This is a genomic window from Paraburkholderia sp. WC7.3g (genome assembly GCF_050436345.1).
GTDB classification, from domain to species: Bacteria; Pseudomonadota; Gammaproteobacteria; order Burkholderiales; family Burkholderiaceae; genus Paraburkholderia; species Paraburkholderia podalyriae.
On record NZ_JBNDMA010000002.1, the window covers coordinates 1,247,733 to 1,264,154 of the forward strand.

Consider the following 16,422-nt stretch of genomic DNA (forward strand, 5'->3'; position numbering starts at 1 on the left):
GAAGCCCGTTCAGACGGATCGAAGCGTCGCCGCTACCGAACGCGGCGCGGGTTGCCTTACCGCGCCGCGTTTTTCATGTGTTTTACCGATGACGCGCTAGAATTGCGGTCCTTTCAACGCATCTTCGATGCCGGATAGCCGGTTTTCCCACTCTTGAGCGCGCAAAAGATACTGATCGTGAGGGTGTCGTCGCTGGGCGACGTCGTTCACAACATGCCCGCAATCGCCGACATCCGTCGCCGCCATCCCGACGCGCAGATCGACTGGCTCGTCGAGGAAAGCTTCGTCGGGCTCGTGGAACTCGTGAGCGGCGTGCGGCGCGCGATTCCGGTGTCGCTGCGGCGCTGGCGCAAGCGCATCCTGTCCGTCGACAACTGGCGCGAGATCGGTGCGTTTCGTCGCGCGCTCGCCGCCGAGCACTACGATCTGGTGATCGACTGCCAGGGGCTCATCAAGACCGCGTGGCTCGCGAGCATGGCGCGCGGACCGCTCGTCGGCCTCGGCAATCGCACCGAAGGCGCCGGCTACGAATGGCCGGTGCGCTTTTTCTACGGGCGGCGAGTGCCGATCGCGCCGCGCACGCACGTGGTCGAACGCACGCGGCAACTGGTGGCCGCGGCGCTGAACGATCCGCCGCCGCAAGCCACCGACGACATCGACTTCGGTCTCGATACGGGCCGTGCCGCGCTCGCGCTGTCGCAGGCGAATCTGAATCTGCCGGTGCCGTACGTGGTGTTCGTGCACGCGACCTCGCGCGCCGACAAGCAGTGGCCCGATGCCGCGTGGATCGAGCTCGGGCAGTCGCTGGTGCGGCGCGGCGCGTCGATCGTGCTGCCATGGGGCAGCGACGCCGAGCGCGCGACCAGTGAGCGGCTCGCGAAGGAGTTCGGCGCGGCCGCGATCGTGCCGCCGAAGCTGTCGCTGGCGGCGGTGGTCGGGCTGATCGATGGCGCGGCCGCGACGGTCGGGGTCGACACAGGTCTGGTCCATATCGCGGCGGCGCTGAAGCGGCCCACGGTCGAGTTGTACAATTTCTCGACCGCGTGGCGCACCGGCGGCTACTGGTCGCCGAACGTCGTCAATCTCGGCGCGGCCGGGCAGCCGCCCACGCTGCGGCAGGTCAAGTCGACGCTGGCCGACTTCGGTTTGTTGTAACCCGGGTCTGCGGTAGCCCGGGCCGGCAGTCATCAGCACGGGCTGCAACCCGCCGGTGCGCTTCGCCTTGCGCACCCTCCGTTCCCAAGGGCGATCATGAACGAAACCCAGATCATCGAAGTAGCGAACGCCGACTGGCACGGGCGCAACCTGTCCGTGCCACGCGAGACGCTGCTCGGCGGCGTCGAGCGCGGCAAGGTGCTGTACTTCCCGAACCTGCGCTTCGCGATCGACGGCGGCGAGCAGGCGCTGCTGGACCCGGCGCTCGCCGATCCCAACCGCAAGAACATCAGCCTCGAACCGAACGGCGGTGCGCTACATGGCGTGGCCGGCGATGCGGTCACGCAATCGGCGGTGCGCGCGTTGATCGCGCGTTATCAGGCGAATGCGCGCACGCTCGTCGACGGGCTGTTTCCCGAGTACAGCGGCAAGCTGCGGGTCGCGCCGACGAGCCTGCGGCTGCATCAGGTCGAGACACGCGAAACCTCGTGGCGCAAGGACGATAGCCGCCTGCACATCGACGCGTTTCCATCGCGGCCGAATTACGGCGAGCGCATCCTGCGCGTGTTCACCAATGTGAACCCGCATGGCGTGCCGCGCGTATGGCGCGTCGGCGAGCCGTTCGAGGACATGGCGCAGCGCTTCCTGCCGCGCATCAAGCCGCAGATGCCGGGCACCGCGTGGCTACTAAATTTGCTGCACGTCACCAAATCGCTGCGCAGCGAATACGATCATTTGATGCTCAGTCTGCACGACGGCATGAAAGCCGACCTCGACTATCAGAAGACGAGTCCGCAGCAGACCATGCCGTTTCCGCCGGGTAGCGTGTGGGTGTGCTTCTCCGACCAGACCTCGCATGCGGTGATGTCCGGCCAGTTCATGCTGGAACAGACTTTCTTCCTGCCGGTGAAGGCGATGGCGCAGCCGGAATGCGCGCCGCTCGGCATTCTCGAGCGCCTGAAGGGCAGGGCGCTGGTTTGAGCGCGGCGGTTGATTCGAGAGCTCGGCAGGCGCCGGCCCGCAGGGCGCGCATGAGCGCCGTGGGCTTGCCGAGGCGGGCGAACCACGCGGAGCGCCGATGCTAAGAGCGATCTATCGCGCGCTCTGGTGGCTGATCGCGCCGCTTGCGGTGCTGCGTCTGTTGATCCGTTCGCGCAAGGAGCGTGGTTATCGCGAGCATATCGGCGAGCGCTTCGGTTATTCGCGCGGACGCTTGCCTGATGACAGCGCGCCATTGATCTGGGTGCATGCGGTATCGGTCGGCGAGACGCGCGCCGCGCAGCCGCTGATCGATGCGCTGATGAAAGCGCGCCCCGACGCGCGCATTCTGCTCACGCACATGACGCCGAGCGGCCGCGCGACCGGCATCGAGATTTTCGGCGACCGCGTGTTGCGCAGCTATCTACCGTACGATATACCGCACGCAGTTCGGCGTTTTCTGCGCGCATGGCGACCGTCGCTCGGTCTCGTGATGGAAACCGAGGTGTGGCCGACGTTGATCGACGAATGCCGGCGCGCCGAGGTGCCGCTCGTGCTGACCAACGCGCGGATGTCGGCGCGATCGTATAAGCGTGCGGCGAAGTTCGGCGGCGCGACGAAGGACGTGTTCGGCGGCTTTGCGCGCGTGCTCGCGCAGAGTCCATCCGATGCGGAGCGCTTGACGTCGCTCGGCGCGCGCAACGTCGCGGTGCTCGGCAATCTGAAGTTCGACATGAGCACGCCGCCCGAACTCGCGGCGCGAGGCCACGCGTGGCGCGCGGCGATCGGCACGCGGCCCGTGTGGGTCGCGGCGAGCACGCGCGAGGGCGAAGAAGCGCTCGTGCTCGACGCGTTCGCGGCGCTCGGCATCGACGATGCGCTGCTGATTCTGGTGCCGCGTCATCCGCAACGCTTCAATGAAGTCGCGGCGCTCGTCGAGAAGGCGGCGATGCGGCTCGAACGCCGATCGAACTGGGCACCCGACGCGAAGGTTGCCTCGGCGGCGCTTGGCGCCGACGACGGCGTGCCGCCGTTGCGTCACGATGTGAATGTGCTGCTCGGCGATTCGATGGGCGAGCTGGGCGCTTACTATGCGGCGTCGGATCTGGCGTTTATCGGCGGCAGTCTGTTGCCGCTCGGCGGACAGAACCTGATCGAAGCGTGCGCGGTCGGCGTGCCGGTACTGATCGGGCCGCACATGTTCAACTTCACGCAGGCCACCGCCGATGCGGTCGCGGCCGGTGCCGCCGTGCAGGTGCAGGACCCGGCGGATCTGGCGCGCGCGCTGCGCGAGCTGTTCGGCGACAAGTCGCGGCGGCTCGCGATGGGCGGTGCGGCTGCCGCGTTTGCGGCGAGCCATCGCGGGGCGACGGCAAGGACGGTCAATGTGTTGGCTGCGTTGTTGCCGGAGTAGGGTTGGGCGGCTGCCGTGCAACGCGGTGTAGTGCTTTGTCGGACGACGCAGAAAGTGCAGACCGTGCTGGTTAAATGCGATGGTGGTGCCGCGGATAGCGAACAAATCTGGCTAGCGCTGGAAAACAAGCGCCCGGAATCCCGGGTTTTGTTTTTGATGCGCAGTTTAAAAATGCTCATTGCGCGGTGCAGGGGCCAACGGTGGCCGCTGCGTCCTCGCACTCGTCGGGCGGCTGTCGACCCTCTGCGGACCTTGAACCCGGTGACGCCTCTACGGCCGCTTTGCGGGGTTCAACGGTCATCCACACCTCGAGTCGTCTGGCAAATCGTTGCCCATAACTGTTATTCGCAGTTTCGGAAAACCGGCTGAATCTCGTCAACCCAAATTCTCGGACCAACCGAGGCCTCAGCGCGTCGTTGCGATCAGCATGGCCTCCGTGCTCGCGTCCGAACGCCGTCAGTCAGTCTTCGCCATTCCGGAACTCATCGAGGCACCGTCCTGGCAACTCGACGTCCCTGGACCACGCGCTCATTGACCGGCCTGAAGTTCAGGTGTCTTACATGTGTCCGTCACCTGGTCCGCGCGTGCGGAACCTCCCCTGACCGGCGGATTCAGTTTTATCGAGCGGGTTGAGGCCGACAGCGATTACGACTCAACCCGCGTGATCAGACAGTAGTGGAATGGCAGACGACGTCACCTGCTGGCAAGGTTGGCCATCCTATGCCGCGCGTGTTGACAGAAGCGATGCTGCCAACCTCGCGCCGGTGCAGTTCGTGCATAGCGACAAAAGCAGGTGGTTTTCGACGTTCAGCAGCGCTGGCCTGAACGCCGACATCAGGACGACGACCGGAAGGAGCGACGGCAGGGTGATCCCAGTCGTGTACGCACCCGCTCGGGAAGGCTCCTTTGCATGCCACCCGGCGAACCGCGAATATCCTGGTCCCCGCTGCAACAAGAATCGTAGGGAGAGGGCAAACATGGACTGGAATCGCTGGTACAGCTTAAGGAGCTACCTAAGGTCTTCGCTGTGGACCGTGCCGCTCATCGCGATCGCGATCTATGCCGTGGCGAAGCCCTGTGGCTGAAATGGTAGACAGATGGATGACTAGGCAAGGGGGTTGTGTCGCAGTAAGACGGGAGGGACGAGAAAATGCGATATCCAAAGGATACCTTATGAAACGAGCGAGTAGAACTGCTGTGCAGCGGACAGCGGGATTTTACCCCGGCATTTCATCTGCCCTTTCTTGATCATGTGCAAGGTCTCAATGCCACTGAGAATAACGCGAGCGCAGTCAAAGTCCTTGAACCCCTGCATCGGCCGAGTGATGCGTTTGATGGCCCGATGGTCCTGTTCGACCACGTTGCTCAAATACTTGACTTGACGAATCTTGATGGGCTTCTCGCGCTCGGCATTCACCGGATGAAGCGCTGCCAGATTGGAGCCGCTCTTGTCGATGGTCACCGTCTCGGGCGAGCCGTTCTGACCGATTGCCTTTTCAAAAAACCGCCGGGCAGCAGTCTTGTCCCGCTTGGCTCTAAACAGAAAGTCAATGGTGTTGCCCGCCTTGTCCACGGCGCGATAAAGACATTTCCACGAGCCTTTGACCTTGATATAACTTTCATCCATGCGCCAACTCCTGCCCACCGGGCGCTTGTGCTTGCGAAATGTCTTTTCGAAGCAGAGGTCAAACACAAACCGAAACCGCAAGGGGGCCGCGGCGTGCGGCCCGGTTGCGGGCTTAACGCGTAGCGACATACATTACGATTTCAAAACCGAGGCGTACGTCGGTGTAGCTCGGAGTCGTCCATTGCATACGTGCTTTCTCCTTCGGTTGAAACAGCGGTTGGAACAGCGTTGCGCCGGCGGCCCGGCGAAATTTCATACCCGGTGTCGACAGCAGCCGGCATCACGCAAACTCCATGCCCACGTTTACCGGCCAGCCAGGCGGGCGTTAAGAAAGCACCAACTGGATGACCCAACGATGCACTGTTGAACGATCCAAGCCAATGGCGCGCTCAGCCATCATCTCTCAATAAACACATCGCAAGGTCTTGATTTTGCGAGTGGTTTTATGCAGCCTCCGAAACAGGGGTAAGTTTGAAACCCAGTTTTTCGGCCCGACGGGCAAGATGATGCATGACGCGTTGACGGTAACGCTCCTCGTAGTAGTCTTGCCCTTGATCGATAAATTCGCCGCCTTTCGTCAGCATCGCATAGATCAGACGCGCCAGCTTATGCGCGGTCGCCGTGATGGCCTTGGGTCGGTCCAGTCTGGCGCACATGCGCCGGTAGTAGGCGCCCAGTGCAGACTGGCTGGTACGCAGTGCTGCGGCTGCCAGACGTAAAGCGTGTGCCGCACGGTTAGTAGTACGTTTGCTCGCGCTGGACAGCACCTTGCCCCCGGAGATCTTCGTTCCAGGACACAGGCCGAGCCATGCTGCAAACTGCTTGGCGCTTCTGAAGCGCGAGAGGTCCGTGCCTGTTTCGGAAATCACCTTCAGTGCGGTTGCCGTGTCGATGCCGTTAATGCGCGTCAGATCAACACCGCACAGGCCAATCAGGTACGTGCGTAAGTCGAACCGTGGAGCATTCTTGCCGCGCGAACGACGCTGAGGCTTATCCAGGCTTCCAGCATGCTTTTGCAGCGCGGCCAGCATGGCCTCAAGCTGCTGGTCACACACCATCAGTTGCGTACTGTATGCGTCATACAATGACATGGCCTGCTTCAGTGTGAACAGGTGCTCGTCGCGCCAGTTGCCCTGCAATGACTTGACGATGTCCTCTTCACTGGCGCGGATGCGGGCGTGTTTCATTCTGGCCAGGGTCACGGCGTCCCGCTCGCCGGAGATGATGGCGCGCACAATCTTCTGTCCCGTTTCGCCCATGATGTCGGAGATCACGTTGGCGAGTTGAACGTTCATTTGCGATAAGGCTTTTTGTATATGCTGGACGTGTCGCGCCTGATAGCGCAACAGCATATCCCGTTGCCGTGAAACAGCCCGCAAGGCGCAGATTTCGTCTGTCGGCCGAAACGCTCCCGACAGCAACCCGTAGCTCATCAGTTGTTGCAACCACTGGCAGTCAAGACATCGCTCTTGCGGCCCGACACATTCTTTACGTGCCGGGCATTGACCAGATGGACCGTGAAACCCCGTGATTCCAGCAACTCGTACACGGGTATCCAGTAGACTCCGGTCGACTCCATTGCCACAGTGTCGATGCCGCAGGCTGTCAGCCAAGTGGCCAGCTTCTCCAGCTCACAAGTGAAACTCTTGAACTCGCGCACAGGTTCGTCGTCACGATCAGCAGGCACCGCCACATAATGGCTTGCCGAACCAATGTCGATGCCCGCCGCGTTCGGACAGGCTATCTCCAGCGTTGTTCTTGTGCGCATTGCCATGACTTTCGTCCTTTGGATTCGAGGTTGCCGCACAGGTTCGGGTACGTCGTTGTACTCACTCTCTCAAACGGGATGGCCGTTCATCACGGTCTCACCAGTGTCGCCGACGTGACCCAGGACCACGCTCTATCGCGGGCTGAGATGCACCATTGATGAATCGGTCTTCTCCCGCGCGGAATTCAACCTTACCGCAAGGGCGTCGCCACATGTTTATTGCAAACGCCTTTCGGCCGGCGCGCCGATTATTTCGCTCTATATGAACGCGTCCCTTTGCGCTAGTTCTCGCTTGTGTGACAGACAGGATGGGCTGCTGCTCTATATCCGGGCTTGTTGCAGCCCAATAGGCTACGGCCCCCTATGAAATCCGCTGGCCCGCGCCTCACTCCTCAAACGAGCTCGAAGCTCTGGAAATGATTCAGGCTTGGCGGGCCCCGGTCCTACCTGGCTTGTCATCACACTCGTTTGCTGCGCAACCTTTCGACGTTCACCCTGTGTCAAACGTTGATCTTCTACATCGCGTGAGCCATTCAGGCCGGATTCACGCTGACATAGTCCTTCCGGTATGGCCGGTTATGGGCCAGTACGGCCCAGATCGTTCGCGCCATCTTGTTGGCCAGTGCGACGACCACGACATTCTTTGGCCGCCGCTTCTTCATCTGCTCGACCCACTCACCCGGCTCCTTTGCGTGCTCAAGGACGCTACGCGCACCGTGGATCAGCAGTGTGCGCAGATACGTGTCACCCCTCTTGCTGATCCCGTGCAGATTCACCTTGCCGCCCGAACCCGTCTGCCTCGGTACGATCCCAACCCACGCGGCAAACTCCCGCCCCGAACTGAACGCTTTCGGATCGCCCATCATCGCGACTGCCGCCGTTGCCGTCAGCAGTCCGACGCCGGGAATCTCGCCGATTGCCTTTACCGATTTGTCTTCCTTCTTCCACTCGCGCATGCGGCGCTCAATCTGCGCTACCTGTTCGTCCAGCTTCGCCAGTCCGTTCCACTGCTCGCGAAACGTGTCAATGATCACAGCAGGCAGACGCTCAGCGAGCCGTTCGAGCACCACTGGTATCTCCTTGTCCAGCTTGCTTCGCCCCTTGCTCATCACCTCGCCGTATTCCGTCAGCAGTCCTCGCAGGCTATTGGTCTGCATCGTTCGGAACTTGAGCAGTTGCTGCCTCATCCGGTGCAGCCCAAGCATCGCCTGCTGCATCTCAGTTTTTACCGCTACCGGCTTGCCTGGCTGCTGTACTGCCAGCCAGATCGCCCAGGCGTCCGCCGCATCGCTCTTGTTGCGGACATTGAACGCTTTCACAAACTCCCCCGGCATCAGCTTCACCTCGTGGCCCATCTTCGTCAGTTGCCGGGCCCAGTGGTGCGCACCACCACACGCTTCTATCCCGATCAGGCACGGCGCACGGTTCGCGAAATGTTCAAGGAACTTTGCCCGCTTGATCGGCTTGTTCACGATCTCGCCGGTTTCCTGATCGATGTAATGCACCTGGAACACGTTTTTCGCGATGTCCACGCCGACTGCTGTACGATTCACGACTGGATCCTCCGGTTGCCTTGGGAAACTTCCTATTTTCCACGTGGGTACATCGATGCCGTTGGCCAGTGAGGATCCACCTTGATTTGCTCACTCGGTCACGGGGTGGGACGCGTTCATTTCATTCCTCAAGATTCCGATGACTTAGCGAATAGGCCCACATACCACCGTACGCACAACAACATCACGTCCAGCGGATAGTGCAACCGCTGCAGCACCTTGGCAACGCCAGCAGCAAGGGCCATTCGTGGCTTTGCGGTCTTGTTCATCGTGGGCACAAGCAAAGTTTTGGCACCTCACTTTACCGCAGCATCGCTATTGCGACAAAACCCACGACCGAGCAGCGCCGCGCAGTCAAGGTCCTCGAGTTGGAGAGGTGAGCCCCTCGTTATTTCATGTATGACCTATCAGCCTTTTCGGCCATGTCTGTCTGGCGAAAACCATCGATCCGGCGCTTCGCCATGCGAAGGTAGGGCTAGCCCTTATGTAAATGGTGACCACCAGTCTTTGCCTCGTTCAGATTGAAACCGATTGGAGCAGTTCTTCCAATAGCGCCAATCGGTTTCGGCACAAAGTCGGGTTGGCAAGGGCGTCAGTTCGTCGGCACCCAGGATTCAGGGGAGTCCTTAGCACGAAGAATTCTTTCCGCGTGCCACGCTCCACTGCTGAATGAGCCGAAGACGTGGACGGCCTTTCCGACCACGAGCGGAACGCTCAAGTTAGCCTGTTCGGCAGCAGAAGTATCAACCAGCACAGGGACTCCGGTTTGAGGTTTGATTGTTATTTGCAACCTGTCTACCGAAGTGATAGTTCCGTAGATTTGGCTGGGCAGCGGTGCTGGCGGAGCAGGCGGGGGCAGGACTACGAGGGGAGCGCGCGTCCCGCCCGGAGCGAAGATGTTCAGGGCCGCGAAGCTGGCGACAAAGACCTTGCCGTTGGCGACAGTCGGCACGATGTTGGCGTTGGAGTTGGGGCCAGGCCAGGAGCCGGCGACGGACGAGAAGATCGGTGTTGTGCCACCTGAAGCTGAAGCGTCGAAGGCGTATAGCGTCACGTTGGCCGGTGCAGCAGTGCTGGTGGGGCGACCGACGGCCCAGATGATCGCGGACCCGGCTGATGTGCCGTTCGATGAAATCGTCGTAAAAAAGCCACCATCCTGGCCGGATGCGATGCTAGCAAACGTTTTTTCCCATTGCAGCTGCGGCGGGTTTGGCGGAACCTTCCATACACTTATGCTTCTGCCGCCGCTGCCGACAACGCGGCGGACGCCGTCCGATCCCATAAAATACGATGGACCGCACCAGCAGGAACCGAAACCGCCGATGGAAAGCGCTCTGCCCGAGTCGTTGTGACCCATCGAGCTCCGGTTGATGAGGTATAGACGGCCGCGCTTTCCTCCGGCAACGACCGTACCAACCGATTCTCCGGGGATGGCCGGTATAACCATGGCGCCACCAGAACCGAAATCGTCGTCCGCGGCATCTAGAGATGCGACGCCATTAGTACCTGAAGGTGTGAAATAGTCCACCAGCCCGGTCAAGTCGGCAGAGAGCTTCACCACGCTTTCCTGGATATTGTTTGGAGGAGCGTAGGTCGTACCGGCTGGGTCTGCGTTTCCAGTGATGAAGTACAGCTCCCCCGACGGACCCGCGGCAATGCCATACCCGGACATCCAGACGGACGACAGGAAAAACGTGTTGGGGGAAGTCGACAGCTTGTTCATCAACTGATTCGCAACATTCGACCCATTCGCAGGAAGCGGTGACAGCGTGTTCGCCTTCCATCCCAACACCCAGCCGCGCGACTGGTCGGCGCGTATGTCGCAGAAGCTGCCGAAACCGGCGTAGATGTTTCCGTTCGCCAAAAGGAGACCGGCACGTTGCCGGCTGAACTGTGCGGCGAAATGGTAGGTCGTGCCATTCGTCAGGGTACGCGAAGCCGAGACCGGGGTCGGAGAACCCGCTTTGTCAGCCAAGGTGGTGATGTCAAGAGCGTGGAGCTGATAGGTTGGCATGCCGCCCAGCATCTTGAACGAGACCACGTACAGTGTTTGGGCACTCCGATCGATCACCGGCGTGGAGTTGATTCCCACGGTCGGGCCGTTGTTGTCACAGCCGCCGGGAAGCCTCGATCGCGGTACCGGAGTCCCGAGGTTCCTCTGGAGTAGCAGCGCGCCCGTGGAAGCCGAGTAGGCGTAAATGTTGTTGGCTTCGGTGGCAACGTATACGACGTCCTGTGTTGTCCCTTTGAGGCTCAGCGCGGAAACAACCAATGGCTGCGCGTCGACCCAGTCGTTCACTCGGTCGCCGAGCGGGATTGAATATAAGACGCCGAACGAACCGGCTTTGACGTTGGAAGGGGTAAGGGTCGTCTCGTTCGAATTCCAACCAGTACGATTCGTGTCGCCATGATAGGTCAACACGTTCGCGGACGTGGCCGCCAACGTATTGATCGGAGATGCCGTCGCGGCAGGTCCTGTGTCGGTGACTTCTGGAGACAAAGGCTGTCCAACCGACTGCCCGGACGCGACGGACATCCAGGCACCTAAAAAGACGGCGGCGAACAAATAGGATAGCAACGAAAAATGCTTTGCCGAAATTGCGCCGGATCCTTCGTTGTTAGGATTAAGCTTCGCGTTTTTCATGACAAGTCCTGCCTTCTTTCAAGGGACGTTGTGTAGCGGTTCGCTGGACGCATATATTTCGTGTTTGGTCAAACTTACTGTCTCAGCAATCCTGCGCCAGTCAGGACATAGGTGGCGTCCGCCATCCACCGTACGTTGGGCGCTTCGGCGCTGACTTGCCGGCGCACCGGATCGGGCGCGCGCCGCGCACCCGGGTGCTGCCGCGTGGTGCGGGCCAGCGCCGCCGCCCTACGCCGCACGGACCGGCAAGGCGCATCAGGCGCGCCACGCGCTTGCGTCCCACATGCAAGCCCTCGCGGGGCCAATCCACCCAAGTTAAGAAATGGAGATCTTTCAGCAAGGTTTTTGCGTCATGGATTTGTGGGGTTTCGAGCGGGGTTTCCGTTGCTTTGAGATGCCTGGTCGATGACGGAAGGTATGGCTTGCGATGAGGGCCAGGGCGTCCGCCAGCGAGGTCGCCGCGGCGATGCCGAGCAACAGGGATGGCAGTAGAGGCTTGAGCACGGAATGCACGTACGCGCGGTTGATGCGCCGGTCGGGTGGCAATTCATGGCAGGCGTGGGCCGTCAAGGTGGTCAATGCCTGCAGGTTGTCGCACAGCACTCTGGCGGCGAGATCTTGTACCACCGCCCGTTGTGATAGTCCCGAAACATGCTCGAGGTTCAAGCGGTGCTTGAGACGCTTGTACGCTTCCTCTATTCGCCAGCGCTGATGGTAGAGATCGCCAAACTGGCAGGCCGGATAGCGTGCGCTGTCGAGTAAATTGATCATCACGACGCGCACCTTGCCGGTGGATACCACGTGACTGCGTGACGGACCAGGCGCACGGTCAGCGCCATGGTGCGAACTGGTCGCTCTCAGGCGGCGTGAAGTGGCGCCGCAGCCAGGCGAATTTTTCCAGTCGGTGCTGATCTATGCACCTAGTGTCCCGAGTTAGAAATTCGTAGACAAAATCGCTTGACGCTGGCGAGGATGTCGTCGGCCGATTTGGTCCAGTTGAAAGGTCTCGGATCAGTGTTGTTGATCTGGATGTATTGGCGAATCGCCTGTTCGAGTTGCCGGGTGGAGCGATGAGTGCCACGGCGGATGTATGTCTCGCTGAGCGTGGCAAACCAGCGTTCGACTTGGTTGATCCACGAAGCAGAGGTCGGGGTGAAATGCACATGAAAACGCGGATGGCGCGCCAGCCAGGTATTGATCGAGGAGGTCTTGTGCGTACCGTAGTTGTCCATCACCAGATGCACGTCCAGTTGGGGTGGCACGTTAGCCTCGATGGTGCGCAGGAACTGCAGGAATTCACTGCTGCGATGACGTCGATGCAGTTCGCCAATGACTTCGCCAGTGGCGATGTCCAGCGCCGCAAACAGTGTGGTCGTGCCGTGGCGCATATAGTCGTGCGTGCGTCGCTCAGGGATGCCCGGGGCCAGCGGCAGCATGGGCTGGGTGCGGTCCAGCGCCTGGATCTGGCTCTTCTCGTCCACGCACAACACCATGGCCTTCAGTGGCGGATCCAGGTACAGCCCGACGATATCGCGCACCTTGTCCACAAAAAATGGATCAGTGGAGAGCTTGAAGGTCTCCTGCCGATGCGGCTGCAATCCGAAGGCACGCCAGATCCGCGACACGGCTGTCTGCGACATCCCCATCTCGTGGGCCAGGGTACGCGTGCTCCAGTGAGTCGCGCCCGTGGGTACGGATTCGAGCGTGCGTGCGACGACCGCCTCCACCTGCGCGTCCTCGATCGTCCTCGGCGCTCCCGGGCGAGGTGCATCAAGCAACCCGTCCACACGGTGACTGATGAATCGCGAACGCCACTTCGAGACGGTATGCGAGGTGACACGTTGTCTTGTCGCGACCGTCTTGTTGTCGACGCCCTCGGCGCAAGCCAGCACGATGCGCGCTCTCAGGGCAAGCGCCTGTGCCGTCTTGCGCCGCATCGTCAGTGCAGTCAGCTGTCCGCGTTCCGCTTCACTCAGGATCAGTGGCGTCTTGGGTCTTCCTCTCATCGTTGCCTCGCTCATTTGCGAACCCTGGAACCCAGGTTAGTACATAACGCAAATAAGGCAACTAATTTCTAACTCGGGACACTAGCAGGCTGAACCCGAACTACATGATGAACGTCAACCAGACGCTGCGGTTCGTGCTTCAGTTAGGTCTCTCTGAGGACCAGACCGCCTCCGGGTGGGGTAAGTGGCAGTTGCTTCAAGGGCACGGCGTGCACCCCGTGCCTCAGGGACCGGGACGGCAGTTTCATCTGGGCAATGTGTGGACCGTCGACGGCGTCTGAAGGCCGTCGACGAACCTCGCTACTGCCGGGCCATCGCCGCTCACACGACCGTCAGAAACAGGCAACCCAGCATGCCGCACCACTGCCGGCGACGCCGGTTGCGCGTCGCCCGCTGGCGTTTTATGACCAGGTGGCCAAACGTCTGGCCGGTGCAGGGAGGCCTGCATGAACAGCATGCCATCATCGACACTCGAACTTCGTTCAGATTGAAACCGATTGCAGCAGTTCTTCCATTAGCGTCAATCGGTTCCGGCACAAAATGGAACTGGCAAGGGCGTCAGTTCGTCGGCACCCAAGATTCAGGGGAGTCCTTAGCACGAAGAATTCGTTCCGCGTGCCACGCTCCACTGCTGAAGGGGCCGAAGACGTGGACGGCCTTTCCGACGACGAGGGGAACGCTCAGGTGAGCCTGTTCGGCAGCCGAAGTGTCAACGAGCGCAGGGCCTCCGGTCTGAGGTTGGATGGCTATTTGCAAGGTGCCTACCGAAGTGACAATTCCATAGATTTGGCTGGGTAGAGGTGCCGGCGGAGAAGCTGGCGGTGGGACTACGAGAGGAGCGTGCGTCCCGCCCGGACCGAAGATGTTCAGGGCCGCGAAGCTGGCGACAAAGACCTTGCCGTTGGCGACAGTCGGCACGATGTTGGCGTTGGAGTTGTTGCGAGGCCAGGAGCCGGCGACGGACGAGAAGAGCGGTGTTGTGCCACCTGAGGCGTCGAAGGCGTATAGCGTCACGTTCGCTGGCGCAGTAGTTTGGGTGGGGCGACCGACGGCCCAGATTATCGCGGACCCGGCTGTTGTGCCGTTCGATGAAATCGTCGTGAAAAAACCACCGTCCTGGCCGGAGTGGATGCTAGGGAAAGATTTGTCCAGTTGCAGCGCCGGCGTTGCAGGAACCTTCCATACGTTGATGGTTCTGCCGCCGCTGCTGACGATGCGGCGGACGCCGTCCGGTCCCATAAAATACGATGGACCGCACCAACAGGAACCGAAATCGACGATGGAAAGCGCTTGGAACGAATCGTTGTGACCCATCGGAGCCCGCTTGATAAGGTACAGACGGCCGCGCTTTCCTCCAGCAACGACGGTGCCAGTTGATTGACCGGGGATATCCGGTATAACCATGGCCCCACCAGAACCGAAATCGTCGTCCCTCGAATCTAGCGACGCGACGCCATTAGTACCTGAAGGGGTGAAATAGTCCTCCAAGGTGGTCAAGTCGGCAGAGAGCCTCACCACGCTTTCCTGGATGTTATTTGGAGGTGTGTAGGTCGTACCAGATGGGTCCGAGTTTCCAGTGACAAAGAAAATTGAGCCCGTAGGGCCTGCGGCAATGCCATACCCGGACATCCAGATGGATGACAGAAAAAAGTTGTTGGGTGAAGTCGACAGCTTGTCCATCAACTGATTCGCAGGCAGCGGTGACAGCATGCTCGCCTTCCATCCCAACACCCAGCCTCTCGACTGATCGGCGCGTATGTCGCAAAAGCTGGCGAAAGCGGCGTAGACGTTGCCGTTTGCCAAAAGGAGACCGGCACGCTGCCGGCTGAACTGTGCGGCGAAATGGTAGGTCGTGCCGTTCGTCAGGGTATGCGAAGCCGAGACCGAGGTCGGAGAACCCGCTTTGTCAGCCAAGGTGGTGATGTCAAGAGCGTGGAGCTGATAGGTTGGCATGCCGCCCAGCATCTTGAACGAGACCACGTACAGTGTTTGGGCACTCCGATCGATCACCGGCGTGGAGTTGATCCCGACGGTGGGACCGTTGTTCCCACAGCCGCCGGGAAGCTTCGATTGCGGTACCGGAGTCCCGAGGTTCCGTTGGAGGAGCAGCTCGCCGGTGGAAGCCGAGTAGGCGTAAATGTTGTTGGCTTCGGTAGCGACGTATACGACATCCTGTGTTGTCCCATTTACGCTCAACGCTGAAACAACCAATGGCTGCGCGTCGACCCAGTCGTTCGCTGCGTCGCCGAGCTTCTTTGCAAACAAGACGCCGAACGAACCGGCTCTGACGTTGGAAGGGGTGAGGGTCGTCTCGTTCCGATTCCAACCGGTACGTTGCGTGTCGCCATGATAGGTCAATACGTTCGCGGGCGTAGTTGCCAACGTATTGCTCGGAGATGCCGTCGCGGCAGGAGCTAAGTCGGTGACTTCTGGAGATAAAGGCTGTCCAACTGACTGCCCGGACGCGACGGACATCCAGGTACCTAAAAAGACGACGGCGAACAGATAGGATAGGAACGAAAAATGCCTCGGCGAAATTGCGTCGGATCCTTCGTTGTTAGGATTAAGCTTCGCGTTTTTCATCACAAATCCTGCCTTCTTTCCAAGGACGTTATGTAGCAGTTCGCTAGACGCAAAAATCTTCGCGTTTGATTAAACTTATTGTGCAAGCAATCCTGCGCCAGTCAGGATATAGGCGGCGTCCGCCATCCACAGTACGTTGGGCGCTTCCGCGCTGAATTGCCGGCGCACCGGATCGGGCGCGCGCCGCGCACTCGGGTGCTGCCGCGTGGTGCGGGCCAGCGCCGCCGCCTTACGCCGCATAGACCGGCAAGGCGCATCAGGCGCGCCACGCGCTTGCGTCCCACATGCACGCCCTCGCGGGGCCAATCCACCCAAGTTAAGAAATGGAGATCTTTCAGCAAGGTTTTTGCGTATGGATTTGTGGGGTTTCGAGCGGGGTTTCCGTTGCTTTGAGATGCCTGGTCGATGACGGAAGGTATGGCTTGCGATGAGGGCCAAGGCGTCCGCCAGCGAGGTGCGTGGCGAGGTGGGTTCGACCTCGCACCTCGATGAAGTGTTCGTGAAGCTGCGCGGCGAGCCGTACGTGCTGTGGCGCGCGGTGGACGAACAGCGCGCACATTGTCGCCCTTACTCGAAAGCATCACGGCAATGCGGTCGATGCTCGCGCACATCCAAAATGACGAGGATAGACACATGTTGTGGGACTCGATATGCCGCAAGCCCGGCTACGACACTGTACTTTCGAACCTAGGAA

Annotated in this window: 9 protein-coding genes and 6 pseudogenes; 5 read left to right on the forward strand and 10 right to left on the reverse strand. The window is 60.5% G+C overall.

The annotated features are described in order from the left end of the window. The first annotated feature begins 213 nt into the window (after positions 1-213). The 3 genes from waaC (at position 214) to waaA (ending at position 3,547) form a co-directional block, all read left to right on the forward strand. Positions 214-1,155 carry a lipopolysaccharide heptosyltransferase I gene (gene waaC / locus OKW43_RS17250; RefSeq protein WP_246530257.1) on the forward strand — a complete coding sequence of 314 codons (942 nt, stop codon included), beginning with the start codon at positions 214-216 and terminating at the stop codon, positions 1,153-1,155. A gap of 96 nt (positions 1,156-1,251) precedes the next feature. Continuing rightward, on the forward strand, positions 1,252-2,136 hold the full coding sequence (locus tag OKW43_RS17255) for a Kdo hydroxylase family protein (protein ID WP_187637378.1): 885 nt from the start codon (positions 1,252-1,254) through the stop codon (positions 2,134-2,136). A gap of 97 nt (positions 2,137-2,233) precedes the next feature. Then, complete coding sequence (gene waaA, locus OKW43_RS17260) at positions 2,234-3,547, forward strand: lipid IV(A) 3-deoxy-D-manno-octulosonic acid transferase (RefSeq protein WP_429448654.1); 1,314 nt, start codon at positions 2,234-2,236, stop codon at positions 3,545-3,547. A 1,171-nt stretch (positions 3,548-4,718) separates the two neighbouring features. On the opposite strand, the pseudogene OKW43_RS17265 reads toward waaA, so the two are convergent. The 8 genes and pseudogenes from OKW43_RS17265 to OKW43_RS17300 form a co-directional block, all read right to left on the reverse strand. Continuing rightward, a pseudogene (locus OKW43_RS17265) lies at positions 4,719-5,222 on the reverse strand (IS6 family transposase); the annotation flags it as partial. A 64-nt stretch (positions 5,223-5,286) separates the two neighbouring features. Further along, positions 5,287-5,430, reverse strand: coding sequence for a pyrroloquinoline quinone precursor peptide PqqA (gene pqqA, locus OKW43_RS17270; RefSeq protein WP_429448588.1), 144 nt, complete (start codon positions 5,428-5,430; stop codon positions 5,287-5,289). 187 nt (positions 5,431-5,617) lie between these two features. Beyond that, positions 5,618-6,948, reverse strand: a pseudogene (locus OKW43_RS17275) (IS110 family transposase). Positions 6,949-7,475: 527 nt separating this feature from the next. Further along, positions 7,476-8,495 (reverse strand): IS110 family transposase, encoded by a 1,020-nt coding sequence (locus OKW43_RS17280; RefSeq protein ID WP_429448656.1) that lies wholly within the window; start codon positions 8,493-8,495, stop codon positions 7,476-7,478. 124 nt (positions 8,496-8,619) lie between these two features. Further along, positions 8,620-8,764 (reverse strand): annotated as a pseudogene (locus tag OKW43_RS17285) (IS6 family transposase); the annotation flags it as partial. A 323-nt stretch (positions 8,765-9,087) separates the two neighbouring features. Further along, positions 9,088-11,139 carry a hypothetical protein gene (locus OKW43_RS17290; protein ID WP_429448658.1) on the reverse strand — a complete coding sequence of 684 codons (2,052 nt, stop codon included), beginning with the start codon at positions 11,137-11,139 and terminating at the stop codon, positions 9,088-9,090. 333 nt (positions 11,140-11,472) lie between these two features. Beyond that, positions 11,473-11,940 carry a transposase gene (locus tag OKW43_RS17295; protein ID WP_429448660.1) on the reverse strand — a complete coding sequence of 156 codons (468 nt, stop codon included), beginning with the start codon at positions 11,938-11,940 and terminating at the stop codon, positions 11,473-11,475. A gap of 119 nt (positions 11,941-12,059) precedes the next feature. Then, complete coding sequence (locus OKW43_RS17300) at positions 12,060-13,160, reverse strand: IS630 family transposase (protein WP_429448662.1); 1,101 nt, start codon at positions 13,158-13,160, stop codon at positions 12,060-12,062. Positions 13,161-13,424: 264 nt separating this feature from the next. On the opposite strand from OKW43_RS17300, the pseudogene OKW43_RS17305 reads away from it, so the two are divergent. Further along, positions 13,425-13,595: pseudogene (locus OKW43_RS17305) on the forward strand (IS21 family transposase); the annotation flags it as partial. A gap of 108 nt (positions 13,596-13,703) precedes the next feature. Here the strand turns inward: OKW43_RS17305 and OKW43_RS17310 are convergent. Together OKW43_RS17310 and OKW43_RS17315 are read right to left on the reverse strand one after the other, a co-directional pair. Beyond that, entirely contained in the window at positions 13,704-15,728 is a 2,025-nt protein-coding gene (locus tag OKW43_RS17310; protein WP_187639404.1) for a hypothetical protein, read from the reverse strand. 84 nt (positions 15,729-15,812) lie between these two features. After that, positions 15,813-16,024, reverse strand: a pseudogene (locus tag OKW43_RS17315) (IS3 family transposase); the annotation flags it as partial. 149 nt (positions 16,025-16,173) lie between these two features. On the opposite strand from OKW43_RS17315, the pseudogene OKW43_RS17320 reads away from it, so the two are divergent. After that, a pseudogene (locus OKW43_RS17320) lies at positions 16,174-16,275 on the forward strand (IS6 family transposase); the annotation flags it as partial. Between the last annotated feature and the right edge of the window lie 147 nt (positions 16,276-16,422).

Coding starts and splice junctions, on each gene's coding strand:
- waaC (WP_246530257.1), top strand. CDS start 214: ATGCCCGCAATCGCCGACATCCGTCGCCGCCATCCCGACGCGCAGATC.
- OKW43_RS17255 (WP_187637378.1), top strand. CDS start 1,252: ATGAACGAAACCCAGATCATCGAAGTAGCGAACGCCGACTGGCACGGG.
- waaA (WP_429448654.1), top strand. CDS start 2,234: ATGCTAAGAGCGATCTATCGCGCGCTCTGGTGGCTGATCGCGCCGCTT.
- pqqA (WP_429448588.1), bottom strand. CDS start 5,430: ATGAAATTTCGCCGGGCCGCCGGCGCAACGCTGTTCCAACCGCTGTTT.
- OKW43_RS17290 (WP_429448658.1), bottom strand. CDS start 11,139: ATGAAAAACGCGAAGCTTAATCCTAACAACGAAGGATCCGGCGCAATT.
- OKW43_RS17300 (WP_429448662.1), bottom strand. CDS start 13,160: ATGAGCGAGGCAACGATGAGAGGAAGACCCAAGACGCCACTGATCCTG.
- OKW43_RS17310 (WP_187639404.1), bottom strand. CDS start 15,728: ATGAAAAACGCGAAGCTTAATCCTAACAACGAAGGATCCGACGCAATT.